Source organism: Halococcus salifodinae DSM 8989, from assembly GCF_000336935.1.
GTDB lineage: Archaea > Halobacteriota > Halobacteria > Halobacteriales > Halococcaceae > Halococcus > Halococcus salifodinae.
In genome coordinates this window covers 33896-46759 of the sequence record NZ_AOME01000088.1, presented here as the reverse complement: position 1 = coordinate 46759, position 12864 = coordinate 33896, and the positions used below count along the sequence as shown (strand labels likewise).

The following is a 12864-nucleotide window of genomic DNA, read 5'->3' as shown; positions in this document are numbered from 1 at the left end:
CAGGAGGTGTGCCTGGCGACTGTCGCTGGCGAGTTCGCGATAGAGGCTCTCGACGTTCTCACGGCGGCATCGAGGCGATCACGATCGGTGGTGAACTCGCCGAGGAGGTCCGCTGCTGGCGGCAGGACGGGTATATGGTCCGGGCTGCCGACTGACCACTCGGGAAGGGGCGCACCATACTCTTCGCGAGCGATATGGTAGGCCTGTTTGAACGCCTCCCCTGAGAGGGCGTCGTCACACGCATCGATGAGCCCGGCTTCAAGCGCGACCAGCCGGAGGGATCGATGGTACACTCGTGTTCGCGGCAGTAGAACCCGCCCGAGCGGAACGCGAGGATGCGCTCTCCGGAAGCGGAGTCCTCCCACGTGGGATCGATTTCGGCGAGAACGTCTTCGTCGTCGCCAAGACCAGTAATGGTTGAGTCGAGCTCGGAGAGGTGCCAGTGGGTGAGCTGTGAGAGCGCGCCCTGGATGAGCGCCCAGTTGTCGGTCGCGGTCGCCGCACTCACATACTCGGGCAAGGGTGCCCCGAACTCCTCGCGAGCACGGCGGTACGCAGCGTCGTACGCGTCGTCGGCCAGCGGCTCCTCACAGCAGCTGACGCTGCCGCGGTGGATGGCGACCGCCCGGACAATGTCGACACTATTCTCACACTGCGGGCACTGCCAGGCCTCTCCATCGGAGGTGGGTTCGAGATCGAGCCGGGCAGGATCCGGGAGGTCCTCAGGGCTGACGAGTCGGGCCGCCCGCCATGCCATTTCGGGATCGAGCACGACGTCGAGAGTGGTGGGGTCCACAGTATCAGAAGACTGCCTCCAGCCAGTGCCGATCGGATCTCGACCGGGATTGAGGCCGTACTCCTCGGCGAGTGTGTCGAGGGCGTCGTCGTGGGCGTCGCGGGGGAGCTTCCAGCCGTCTTCGATATCGCCGGATTCGCAGTGGCCCTGATCGATAGCGACGTGGCGGAGTGCGCGCCGAGGGATTGGATCGTCATCGGGGAGGATGCCCTCTCGTTTGGCGTGTCGCCACGCAGCGAACACCTCGGCGTCGTCGAGGCGTCTGTTGGGATTGTCGGATGGGCGCTCGCCGGCGTCGGCGAGCAGGTACGTGAGCGCGTTGTAGGCGGCTTTGTACTTGTGGTCGTAAGCGACGTCGCGCTCGTCGATGATGACGAAGTACGTCTCGCTCTCGCCGTGATGACCGAGAGGGCTCGGGCCACGGTAGTCGGCGTCGAGACCTGATGCGTCTCGAATGTCGAGATCGAACAGTGCCGAGTAGCTGGAATCGGACGCGTTGTCGCTGAGTGGATCGGGCCGGTCGCGTGTGGCGGCGTCGATTTCGGCGTCCTGCGGGTCGTAAGCAGGGTGCTCCTGGGCGGGCTTCGCGCTGGCGAGTACCGGGGCGAGCGAGCCGTCGTCGGTCCATTCGTTGAGGTAGTCATCGAGGTCGACCTTGTCGAGACCGGGTCGGGGGAGCTCGGCGAGGCGAGCGTCGGTGTCGTGTTCGGCGAGGTATGCAGCCGTGTCGAGCGCGCCGCGAAGGCCCTCGCCGGCCTGCGTAAGCGTGAGGCGGTCGTCTTCATCGAGGTCGCTACTCGGTCGCTCGGCGTCCTGAACGACGTACGCGCGTGGGACATCGTGATTGTTGAGGACTTCTCGCAACCGCTCGCGATCGTCGTGCTTGAACCGCGTGGTGACCGGCGAGATACAGGCGTAGCCCGCCTGGTGGGCGGTGATTGCGTCGGCGATGCCCTCGGTGACGAGCACGGGCTGGCCGTCTTCGACGGATCCGAGGCCGTAGATTGGTTCACTGATGCGGGCGTAGGGCTTGGTGTGAGCGGGTTTGGCGTATTTCCCACTCAAGCCGTCTTGGGGATGGCCGTCGTAGCCGACCGCGCCACCGCCCTCAATGTGACTGAGAAGGTCCACGACTACTACACGGGAGCAGCGGAGAAAGCCAAGAACAACGACGATATCGCCCAAGCGGACGAAGCGCGCAAGGAGTACCGCCCACCAGGCCAAGACCTGATCGTCGAAAGCGCTCACAGTCGAACGGAACTCATCGAGGTCACGAACGCCAAGAAACCCACCGAGGCCCGTCTCTGTCTGTCCGAGGAAGGCGAGGAGGTGATCGCGAACGATACGGGCGATGTTCCATCCTCGGGCGGCGAGGCTCACGACTCGGCGTTGGAGACGATCGAACACGAGCTCGCCGCCGAGGGGTTCCTGGTCAACGTGCTGGAGCAGGACGGTAGCGACATGCCGGATGCGACAGCCACCCATCCCGACCTCGACACGACGCTGGTCCTTGAAGCCGAGACGACCACGCCGACGAAACCACCGAAGGTCCTCGAGAATCTGAAGAAAGCTCAGGAGATGAATGGAACCCCGGTGTTCGTCGTCGAACCTGGGGCGGATGGCGTCGGTGTCAACGAGGCTGGCGAGGACTTCGAATATTGGGCACGGCGACTCGAAAACATCCTCACCCAACCAGTGAAGAAAACCGAGGATGAGACGGGCATCATCCACTACTACGTGAGCGATTACCTGGTGCGAATCAACGACAAAGCATCAGTAGTCCGACCAACGACTGGCGACAAGCGTCGCACCAATTGGACCCGCGAAGACGGCGAGCTCGTGATGCGCGATGGCGATGGAACCGTCCACACTCGCCTCGAAAATCTGGACGACGTTGGGATCTCTAACGTGCCTGCCGTTGACATCTATGACGAGCACCGAGACAAACATACCATCGAACGAAAAGTTGAAGAGAACCTAACATACGAGGACAGTGACAATCTTGAAGAGGACTGGGTGGCGATGAAACGGCCAGCCATTCCCGAAGAAATCCTCCCGAATCCGGAGTACGATCGCGACGATTACCACATCCTGATCATGTCGGAGAACAAAGAGGAACGGCCGGTCTTCTATCGCGATGGAGCGACCTTCCCCCTCAGCCCGGAGCCCGATGACCCCACCGACACGTTCGAGAAATCCGTCGATCATTCCGCCAGCGAAGATGAGAATGAAAATAGCTCTTTCGACGGTGAACAGCCGGTGAATGATCCCACAGATCAGGCCGGTTCCGAGCCCGCGGTCGAGATGGCGAACGACGAAACAAGTAACAAATCTGGTACTGGAACCGACGACTCTATGAGCGACGATTCAGACGTGGAAGAAACCCCCGACGAGGAACTCGGCGGGAAGGACGAAGGGGTGGCTGCGTTTGCGGACGAGCAGTTGATCACCTCGGAGAATACTGAGACTCCACTCGATGAAATCTACGATCCATACAAAACCTACGCAAATGAGAATCTGTTCGAGATTCGAAACAAACGGCAGTTCGCAACTTCGCTGAGAAAGGCACTCGATTTCGATTTCGAGTCCAAACGAAAGCGAGTCGACGGCAGCAAAACTACCGTCTATATTGGTGTCGGTCTGGCCTCTCCATAGACCTAACTCCTTCTTTCCATCTAACAGAATCTGGAGTGCTTGGTACTCGAAAGGCACTATCATTCACCTTCTACGACATCTCCCAAAACCACCAGAGGGCGGAGGGTGGACGAACGATTCGGTAGATCGTGGACGGACGATTCTCTACCAACTCCAATACACCCCCAAAATCGCAAGAGGGCGGAGGGTGGACGGACGATTTATGAAATATATCGAACAGCCGTCCGTCCAGAATCGTCTGTCCGACCGTCCCGTCATGCGATTTTCGTCGTCCGGACGGAGGGTGGACGGACGAAAAACGACTAGTATAGAGGGGGGGATGGGCGTCGTTTTCTGAATTCGAGGGGGTGGGGACAGATCGGGGGTGCTCCTGGGGAAGCTTGGAGGTAGGATCCTACCTCAACGCTCGCAGATATTAGGTGGGGGTGATGGGAGATGATCGGGAGTGAGAGAGGTAACTCAGAAGACAGCAATCGAACAGCTATCGTCAAGGTGACCGCGACGGAGAGTACCTGGATCGGGACCGAGAAACGGAGCAGTCACACACCAGGATTAGTTACTGGGACAGAATGATTCCGAGACAACATCGCCGGTGACCAGGTGGAGGAGACGGGACTGGGATCGAGGACAACAGGGGGAGAGTGACTGTGGAAATCGAGGTGGTTCGTGGCTTGGATCATACTCTGATTTGGTCGCCAGTCAGTCTCGATTCAGTCTGGGTCTGGATGGCCGATGTTTTCGTTTGTTGGTAGATCGTTGAGGGGCTGGATCGGAGGGGTCGAGGTGGGGGTGAGTAGCCGTCGGATTGGATGGCCGATCTCGAGGGGGTGTTCGCTTGGAGTAGTTGGGTGATCGAGATGGGGTGCTGGGTGGGTGGTCGACCGGACCGGATCGCTGGTGAGTTCCCGCCTGGACGAGCTCGCAATCATTTCGATCAGCCAACTGGAACTGTGCCGAACGGCGTTGGTGTGACGATCCAGTTGAGATGTAGTCGCGGCGCGCTGGGAGTGAGTCCATCCACCGGACGTGTGAGTGTGAGGCATACCTGGGCTGTCGCGAGGGACCTGGATCGCTCGCTCACTGAAACTCATACGTACCACCGCGCCGATGTATTGGATGACCGACGAAACGCTGTGCAGTTTGTTTGCCCAGTAGGGGGTGAGGGTGAGAGAGATGAGAGAAGTCGCACCGACAGACCAGGACAGTCGCGACGGCGAATCCAGTACCGACACTCGCTCACCATCCATGACCAACGAGGGAAACCCCTCGGAGTTTCGACAATGAGTACGGCATCATCGATCCAACGAATCACGGAAGTCATCGGGCCTACGAACGCCCCGTCAACTGCACGGGTAGTCGCGTGTCTGGGAGCGCTATTGCTGTACGTTCCATTCGGCATTTCAATCGCCGAAATGTATCCAGCCTTTGCGGTGGCTGGAGCAGTGATCACGATCGGGGTTGCGGGCCTGCCGGATAGGCTGACGTGGCGATTCATTCCCCACGGTGTGACGCACTCGCTGGTGGGTGCTGCGATCGTCGGTGCGCTGGTCGCAGGTCCCACGTGGTGGATCGGCACGAACATCACCGTCTACGCTGGCGGTGCGATCGTGACGCCAGTCGCAGCTGCTCAGTATGGCTTCACCGTCGGGAGTCTCGCCGGCTTCGGACACGTCCTGGGAGACTTCCTCACCGGGACCGACGTTCGCCTGGTGTGGCCGATCGCCGACTACGAAGTCTCGGTCAACGTGCCGCGCCTGCTGAACCCGCGAAACAACGAAGGAATCAACCTCATCGGGACGCTCGCACTCCTAACCATAGTCGTCGGACTCGCCTCGAGTAGCGTGACGGCGGCGATGATTCCGTAGAACCCGCGACAGTTCTTTGTCCTCCATCGAGAGGCTCGCCGTTCAACAGCCCAAACTCGAACGGACCCGACGACAGTTCTTTGTCCTCCATCGAGGGGTGGAGTGATTCAGAAGATGGCACGAACCTCCCGACAACGACGACGCTCAGTCGCACCGACAACTGATCGACTCCGGACGGCCGTGGTAGTGCTCGCAATCAGTGTCGGGATCCTCGACGTCGTGTTGGGTGGAGCCATCCCGGTGGGGTTCTTGCTGCTGGCCGGCGTGTGCGTCTTCCTCGAAGGCGTCTACCGTGCATCGGCGTTCGCGGCAGCCCGGCTGTTCTGCTGAGTTCGTCGACGGCCCCGCATCCGCGACGACGACCGCACCGCGAACCCGCATCGCGCACGTTTCTCGCGCGCGTTCGACGGGACCGACCGCTACCGCGACCGCACTGCACAGCTCCCGCTCGGCAGCGGCTCCCGCAACCATCATCGGACCAGAGGCATCGCGAGTATTCGCCATTCGAAAACGAATATAACGAACGGCCATTTTTGTGACACCCCGGAGGGGTGAGGTGTTCGAGAGAATGACGCTCTTCAGCCAAATCCGAGAGACGGTGCAGCGAGTGATCAGTACCGGCAGCAACATCACCAACCGGAGCGACATCGACGCCGAGACCGCCCAGAAGCTTCAGGAAGTCTCGGCGGGGCGCAGACAGATGACCGACGAGCTCCTGAACGAGGCGCACGCAGAGATCGGCGACGTGGTGCAGGCCTACTGCGATCATCCTCAAGAACTCCAGAACGAATACTTCGACGGGGACTGGCTGCATCGGGACTGCAAGTGCGGGACGTACCTCGGCACCGTCGAGGACCAGTGAGCCCAGCCTGTCGGGTTTTTTTGGCAGCATGTTCGCACGGGGTGGGACTCCCTCCGATCGTTCCACCCCTGCTACGGCGATCGCACGCGCCACCGCTCCGTTCGGCGACCGCTACTGCTACCGTTCCGCGACGGCTACTGCCTCCGCTCCAGCTGCCGCGGCCGCTTCGACTCTGCGACCATTCTGCAACCGCTTCCGCTCTGCGACCGTTCAGCGACCGCTTCCACTTCGCGACCGTTCGGTGACCGCCTTCGCTCCGCGACCGTTCTGCAACCGCAGCCACTACCGCTCCGTTCAGCGACCGCTCCGTTCAGCGACCGCTCCGTTCAGCGACCGCTCCGTTCGGCGACCGCAACAGCACCGCAAAACCCGCAGCACGCGCGTTGCTCACGCGCGGCTCCTGGACCGACAGCTACCGACGGCGACCCACTTCCTTTTGCGGAAGATCACGACGCTATAAAGTCTTAGTAGGAGCGGCTAACGGACTGGAACGAGGAAATCGGACTGTTGGATTCTGGGTAGTGCAATGGGTGTAGAGGGAAGATAGGAGTGCGGAGTGCAGGGGGAGAGCAGGTGTGGAGAGGGAGAGCTCTCGGGGTGGGGAGGGAGGTGATCGACGAAAGGGCGGTGTGATGGTAGACCTCCCAGGGTTTGTCTGCGGAAGGAGTAGCGAGCCTGCAAAACCGCATGTACGCACCCAATTTATAAGACACCCTGTAGGGGTGAGGGTTGAAGAGATGAAGTCGTCAGTACCGACGACAACAGCGGTCAGTGACATCTCTCTCCGTCTGATTAGCGGAGAGGGGTGATTAGGCCCTCACAAGCTACGACAATGAGTTCTAAGAACTTCAGCGACAAGACGGTTGCGGTCGCACAGAGCGAGAACGAGAGCAGCGACGCAGGGCGTGTGCGGGACGCCGAGCGGATGCGGCAGTACGACGAGGTGCAGTACCCCAGTGGTGGAGAGCGCGAGACGGAACTCGAACTCTCGATCGACGGCGTGCCTGGTGACGAGATCGGCCAGAAACGTGCGGAGCAGGGGCGGCTCGATCGAGGGACGGACGAGGCGGTGAACGGGTCGTGGGGCGGTCCCGGTGGCGAGAGCGAGTACGACGACAAGAGCCTCTACACCCAGGAGCGCATCGAGGGGCGTGAGGAAGAGCTCGCAGAGATCTCGAAACGGGCCGGGGCGAACCCGGAGGTTCACCCCCGACCCGAGCAGAAGAAGCAGCGCGAGCAGCGCACGATGGAGACTCACCAGAAGCGAATGGAGGAGTGTCGAGAAGACGTCGAGGCGGAAGCTGCCTCGGGGCACGTCGGTCGTGGGTTCGTTGACGATCCGCGTGAACACCTGGACAAGAAGGCGGTGGGCGAGATCTACACGCAGTCGGGGCGGGTGGCCGAGCGGTTCGGGCGCTCGCGAGCGACGATCGCCAAGCGGCTGTCCGAGCGGGTCGCCGACGGGGCGAACATCAGTGAGGCAGTGATGGACCTCGTGGAGGACCTGTGCGAAGACCGGGCAGTCGTCTCGCCGCTCTCGATGGTCGAACCGACCGACTCGTGGGCTACCATCGAGGGCGTAGTGGCAACGATGTTCGAGCCGGCATCAAGTAACCAGCAGCAGGTCGCGATCCTCGAAGACGAGTCGGGCGAGGCGAAGCTGACCATCTGGCGCAACTCGAACATGGACGTGCGTCTGAACGAGGGTGACGTGGTGCGGATCATCGACGCCAAGCCCAGTGTGTTCAACGGGCAGGTGACGCTGGCGGCGACGAGCGACACCCAGATCTGGCGGTGTGAGCGAGGCGACGGCCCCTCGCCGATGGGTGGCATCGAGATGTCCGAGCCCTCGTCGTGCGAGGCAGAGGTCGATGAGGACGATGAGTTCACGCCGGTCCCAACGAACCATCGCGAGGAGTGGTTCTTCCCCCAGGCGGCGGACATGCCCGAGGTCGAGGGCGTGGACGTGGATCTCAGTAGCTTCGAGGGATCGGAGGCGCAGGCACGCATCACGCGCGTGGAAGCGGAGGACTCGGACGCAGTCGGGTTCGTGGCGATCCGGGAGCTCCAGTCAGATACCTACGGGGTGTCGTGGGGCGAGCAGGTTCGCAAGGAGTTCGAGAAACGAGGGCGCGAGCAGCGTGTGAGCGAAGAGAAGTACAACGTGCCTCGGTGGAAGAAGACGGTGAGCCGGATCAACCACTACGAGCACACGTCGATCTCGGAGTTCGGAGCGAACGACCGGATGGTCCACCTCGATCTCCCAGAGCTGTCGAACAGCGAGTGAGGGCGCTTGGCTCCCCTTTTTGTTACGTGACTACCACCCGCTCGCTTCGCTCGCGTCCTCCCCAGCCTCCTCCCTGCGGGGCGCACTGGCGTGCGCCTCCTCGGTCGTCCCTCGCGCGTTCTNCCCGCTCGCTTCGCTCGCGTCCTCCCCAGCCTCCTCCCTGCGGGGCGCACTGGCGTGCGCCTCCTCGGTCGTCCCTCGCGCGTTCTCCGGCCCTTCGGGCCGGATTCATCGCGCGCCACGGCTACCGCTCTGCGCCCCTCCGGGACCCGTTCGGGGGGTTCGGTGGAGCGGGACTGTGCGGATGGAAGATCAGGCGATAAAGGCCAATTTATGAGACACCCCGGAGGGGTGAGGTGTTCGAGAGATGAGCGACCAGAGCGAGACGACGAGTGGAACGGGCGGTCCGAATGCGTGGTCGAGCACGCCTGTCTCGGTGGCGTACCAGGAGGCACGGACGGTGCTCAACGCTCAGCAGCAGCGAAAGCAGCACCTGGACGACAAGGCGTTGCGGACGGCGCAGTTGGCGACGGTCGTCGCGACCGCGACGATCTCGTTGGTCGGTGGCCTTGACGTCACCATCCGGCCGGAGTTCGGCATCGTGGGCGGCATCCTGCTGATGGGTGGGTTCGGGGCGGCGATCGCGAGCTATACGACTTCGACGCTGTTCCTCGGGCCGAACGAGGCCTACCTGAGCAAGTTGGTGCTCGGCGGGTTCGTGGACAAGGGAGTGATCGACGGACGAGCAGAGGCGGACTCGTGGGAGACTGCGCTCACGCTCGTGATGGGCGAGTGGGTGAGCAGGAACCATCAGATTCTGGCGGTGGGGAAACGGCGGCTGATCGTCGGCGAGAGTGCGCTGTTCGCCGGATTGGTCTGTCTGATGACGGGCGTGGTTTTATGAGCCGAGGACTCCTTCGGTTGGATATGGAGCACAATCGCGAGGAGCACGACGAACAACGGGCGGACCTCGCCGAGGAGTACGGGCAACGTGAGCCGACGGGCTTCGAGTTCGTCGGCGAGTGGCTCGATCGCCTCCGAGAGAAGTGGCAGCGATAGCGACAGGCGCTCTCCTTTTTGCTACGTGTCTTCCACCCGCTCGCTTCGCTCGCGTCCTCCCCAGCCTCCTCCCTGCGGGGCGCACTGGCGTGCGCCTCCTCGGTCGTCCCTCGCGCGTTCTNCCCGCTCGCTTCGCTCGCGTCCTCCCCAGCCTCCTCCCTGCGGGGCGCACTGGCGTGCGCCTCCTCGGTCGTCCCTCGCGCGTTCTCCGGCCCTCCGGGCCGGATTCATCACGCGCCACCGCCTTCGCGTTCACCCACCTCCAGTCTGCCATCTTTGCCGTAGAATCTTTGTGATGGCGCTGAGTAGGGCTCGCAGATGAAACTCACAGCCGACGACTACGACCCTGGATTTCGTGGCCGCTCGTATGCATACATCGAGGGCAATCCCTATCCCCCGCCCAGGAAAGAGATGCGCGCAGTTCTCGCCTGTCTCCCTGCAATTAGGCCACCTCGGGAGCGCGAACGCCTTGCGAACAATATCGTCTCGACGCTCCACGAGCTCGACGTCGACCCCGTGAAGTTCGGCGAAGTGATGCGCCCAAAATCCACTAAGCATGTCCCGGTTCCGACGCCTGGGGACGCGGCGACAGAGGCCATGTTCGACGCCGACTACCAGTACGAATATGCATTCGAGGGCGATACGGCAACGATCGAGTTAGCCGCTCAGGCCAAGACGGTACTTCACGAACCACGAGTGGGCTGGCGGGTTACTGCCGACGCGGGTACTGTTTCCGGAACCAGCGGTGAATTGGGTTCGATCGATGGGAACGGTCCCATGCTTCTCTCTGTCGGTGAAGCCGTCCGCTGGGGTGACGACCCCGAGTCCCCGATCATCGCCGGAGCACGCTTCGAGGAACTGCCAGTTCCCGCTGCAATCGCACACAAGCTGGACGACCATCTCAGCGAGATGCGGACGCTCACCTCACCGGATGCGGATGCCGCGCTGGGCAGCGATCCCTCTGCCTTCCCTGCAACCGTCAGTGATCCGGTTGTCTCCGAAGCTCCCCTTCGGGAATCGTTCGCTTGGGACGCCGACCGACTTATCATGTGGTACGACGACATCAGTCCAGAATCGTTCGACCCCTCTCCCTACCAGTTTGAGGACGGGATGGTGATCTCCCGGTTGGACGACCCTCAATATCGAGACCGCGACTTCCCGGATTCTCGTGCGGGACTCATCGAGATGGACGGATTGGAACGCATCTCTCCAGAAGCAATTGACGGTTCAGAGCCGGCGTGATGGCAGGCGAGTAGCAGGATAGGAGGAGCGTCATTATTCAGAACTTATCCCTCGCACACGTTCTGCGCGCCGGAGGCGTGCATTCATCGCGCGCGCCACGGCTACCGCCCGGCGACCGTTCCGCGGAACCGATGGCTCGGGTGTACCTTATGTAACGATCTCCCCTTATTCTGGTCAGCGGTTGTTACATAAGGGAGTATCTACCCGCATACCTCGCAGCGAAGCGGATGGCATTCAAGACGGCTACCGAGGGTTTGTTCTCTCCCTGATGGGTGAGGTGTACGAAAGATGGACACTACTGCCGACGCTCACAACGACCGCTCGCAACCCGACCACCCCGCTGACGGTCTCTCCGTGATCGTCGCCGGCTCACGCTCCATCCTCAACTGTCTCTCGCGGGACGGCCAGCGTCGTATCGTTGCCGAGGCAATCGACCGATCGGGGTTCGCCGTCGCGGAGATCGTTTCCGGAACGGCTCGGGGTGTCGATCAGCTCGGCGAAGACTGGGCTACTCAGCGCGGTATCCCGGTCGAGCGCTTCCCCGCCGATTGGAACACCCACGGGAAGGCAGCAGGTCCCATCCGAAACGAGAAAATGGCCGAGTACGCCGACGCCCTCGTGGCGATCCGCGTCAACGGGTCGGCAGGGACAGGCGATATGATCGATACCGGCACTGACGTACTCGGGACGGATCGTGTTCACCGGGTTCCGGTCACGAGTAGCGAGTGATCGCGCCGGGAGTCGCAGCGACCTCCGACACCATCAGCGACGACCGCGCCCGCAGTTTGTGTTCCCACCGAGGGGCGAGGGGTCGAGAGACTCCAGCGGGCGTGCCACCAGCGTCCTCGGAAGCGAACCGGGGGAGTCGGTGGGCAGTCCGGTGCGTACTCGGTCGGCGACGTCGTGACGACGTCGGTCGGTCAGTAGCACTGGCACTGCAACCACGTCCGCTCCAGCCGTTTTATTCCCCCATCAGGGGTGAAGGGGCGAGTCAGAAGCGACGCTCGTCCCGATGCGGTCGACATCGATTCGAGGTAAGTACCCATGTCTGTCCAAAGTACCAGCGGTTCGATCGTCGAACAGTTCCAGAACAACGCGGATGTCGAAGTCGATCCCGATGAGGTCGAAGCACGCGTGACTGCGCTCGTCGAGGAGTACCAGGTCCCCGAGGACGAGGCTCGCCGGAGTGTCACCAACCACCTGCTCGACGAGCACGACATCGATCAGGACGCCTTCTACGCGGAGTCGGGCAACGATCTCGTCAGTGTCGATGCGATCGACGCTGAGGAGCAGTGGGTCGATCTCGAAGTCGAAGTCGATCAGCTGTGGGAGCCCCGCGCTGACTCGATCGCTCAGGTCGGGCTGCTGGCTGATGAGACGGGCCGCATCAAGTTCGTCTCGTGGGAGACCTCGGATCTGCCCGAGCTCGAAGAGGGACAGTCCTACACCATCTCGAACGTCGTCACCGACGAGTACGAGGGCGACTTCTCGGTCAAGCTGAACAAGACGACCGAGATTGTAGCGCTCGACGAGGCTGTCGAAACGAGCACTGGCAACGAGTCGGTGGCCTCGGAGGGCGCACTGGTCGCGATCAAGCCCGGTAGCGGCCTCATCAAGCGCTGCCCCGGAGACGACTGCACGCGCGTGCTCCAGAACGGGCGGTGCTCGGAACACGGCGAGGGCGAGGGTGAGTTCGACATGCGGATCAAGGCCGCCTTCGACGACGGGCAGAACGTCGAGGACGTGATCTTCGACGCCGAAGCCACCGAGGCCGTCAGCGAGATCTCCCTCAACGAGGGGACCGACATGGCGATGGACGCGCTCGATCCGAGCGTCGTCGCCGATCGTCTCCGCGCGGAGCTCGTGGGTCACTACTTCGCCATCGAAGGGCCGGAGATCGGGGAGTATCACCTTGTGAACGAAGTCGAGGAGATCGGCCCGGACGACGCGGCCGCAGCGGACGCGGCGCGCGTCCTGGACGAGAGCTTCGACGCAGAGCTGGTCTGAGGCGGGCCAGCGCTCGCGATCGATCGGGTGCATCGTGTCGTCGTCGGCACAGTGAGCCGCGACAGCAGTTTTTCACCCCATCAGGGGTGCA

The 12864-nt window shown here is 62.2% G+C and carries 11 protein-coding genes; 10 read left to right on the top strand and 1 reads right to left on the bottom strand.

Going from position 1 to position 12864, the window contains the following annotated elements:
- Positions 1–58: 58 nt before the first annotated feature.
- A complete protein-coding gene (locus C450_RS18890) occupies positions 59–1927 on the bottom strand; it encodes a hypothetical protein (protein ID WP_152424539.1) in 1869 nt (622 codons plus the stop codon).
- Here C450_RS18890 and C450_RS18885 point away from each other — a divergent pair.
- The 10 genes from C450_RS18885 to C450_RS18845 all read left to right on the top strand — a co-directional run bounded on the left by C450_RS18885 (position 1910) and on the right by C450_RS18845 (position 12773).
- Complete coding sequence (locus tag C450_RS18885) at positions 1910–3451, top strand: primase-like DNA-binding domain-containing protein (protein ID WP_161606979.1); 1542 nt, start codon at positions 1910–1912, stop codon at positions 3449–3451. The genes C450_RS18890 and C450_RS18885 overlap by 18 nt on opposite strands.
- A 1280-nt stretch (positions 3452–4731) precedes the next feature.
- Complete coding sequence (locus C450_RS18880) at positions 4732–5316, top strand: metal-dependent hydrolase (protein WP_049910453.1); 585 nt, start codon at positions 4732–4734, stop codon at positions 5314–5316.
- Between the two features lie 114 nt (positions 5317–5430).
- Positions 5431–5646, top strand: a complete 216-nt coding sequence (locus C450_RS21815; protein ID WP_152424538.1) for a hypothetical protein — start codon at positions 5431–5433, stop codon at positions 5644–5646.
- A 238-nt stretch (positions 5647–5884) separates the two neighbouring features.
- Entirely contained in the window at positions 5885–6178 is a 294-nt protein-coding gene (locus C450_RS18870; RefSeq protein ID WP_005046320.1) for a hypothetical protein, read from the top strand.
- 832 nt (positions 6179–7010) lie between these two features.
- Positions 7011–8465, top strand: a complete 1455-nt coding sequence (locus C450_RS18865) for an SOSS complex subunit B family protein (RefSeq protein ID WP_005046318.1) — start codon at positions 7011–7013, stop codon at positions 8463–8465.
- Between the two features lie 367 nt (positions 8466–8832).
- Complete coding sequence (locus C450_RS18860) at positions 8833–9369, top strand: hypothetical protein (protein ID WP_005046316.1); 537 nt, start codon at positions 8833–8835, stop codon at positions 9367–9369.
- Positions 9370–9392: 23 nt separating this feature from the next.
- Entirely contained in the window at positions 9393–9524 is a 132-nt protein-coding gene (locus C450_RS23290) for a hypothetical protein (protein ID WP_275039287.1), read from the top strand.
- A 318-nt stretch (positions 9525–9842) separates the two neighbouring features.
- On the top strand, positions 9843–10766 hold the full coding sequence (locus C450_RS18855) for a hypothetical protein (RefSeq protein ID WP_005046314.1): 924 nt from the start codon (positions 9843–9845) through the stop codon (positions 10764–10766).
- A 288-nt stretch (positions 10767–11054) separates the two neighbouring features.
- A complete protein-coding gene (locus C450_RS18850; protein ID WP_005046312.1) occupies positions 11055–11495 on the top strand; it encodes an SLOG family protein in 441 nt (146 codons plus the stop codon).
- 315 nt (positions 11496–11810) lie between these two features.
- Complete coding sequence (locus C450_RS18845) at positions 11811–12773, top strand: hypothetical protein (RefSeq protein ID WP_005046310.1); 963 nt, start codon at positions 11811–11813, stop codon at positions 12771–12773.
- The last annotated feature ends 91 nt before the right edge of the window (positions 12774–12864 follow it).

What these genes read in the sequence shown, in the direction of transcription:
- C450_RS18880 (WP_049910453.1), top strand. Translation starts at nt 4,732, where the DNA reads ATGAGTACGGCATCATCGATCCAACGAATCACGGAAGTCATCGGGCCT.
- C450_RS21815 (WP_152424538.1), top strand. Translation starts at nt 5,431, where the DNA reads ATGGCACGAACCTCCCGACAACGACGACGCTCAGTCGCACCGACAACT.
- C450_RS18870 (WP_005046320.1), top strand. Translation starts at nt 5,885, where the DNA reads ATGACGCTCTTCAGCCAAATCCGAGAGACGGTGCAGCGAGTGATCAGT.
- C450_RS18865 (WP_005046318.1), top strand. Translation starts at nt 7,011, where the DNA reads ATGAGTTCTAAGAACTTCAGCGACAAGACGGTTGCGGTCGCACAGAGC.
- C450_RS18860 (WP_005046316.1), top strand. Translation starts at nt 8,833, where the DNA reads ATGAGCGACCAGAGCGAGACGACGAGTGGAACGGGCGGTCCGAATGCG.
- C450_RS23290 (WP_275039287.1), top strand. Translation starts at nt 9,393, where the DNA reads ATGGAGCACAATCGCGAGGAGCACGACGAACAACGGGCGGACCTCGCC.
- C450_RS18855 (WP_005046314.1), top strand. Translation starts at nt 9,843, where the DNA reads ATGAAACTCACAGCCGACGACTACGACCCTGGATTTCGTGGCCGCTCG.
- C450_RS18850 (WP_005046312.1), top strand. Translation starts at nt 11,055, where the DNA reads ATGGACACTACTGCCGACGCTCACAACGACCGCTCGCAACCCGACCAC.
- C450_RS18845 (WP_005046310.1), top strand. Translation starts at nt 11,811, where the DNA reads ATGTCTGTCCAAAGTACCAGCGGTTCGATCGTCGAACAGTTCCAGAAC.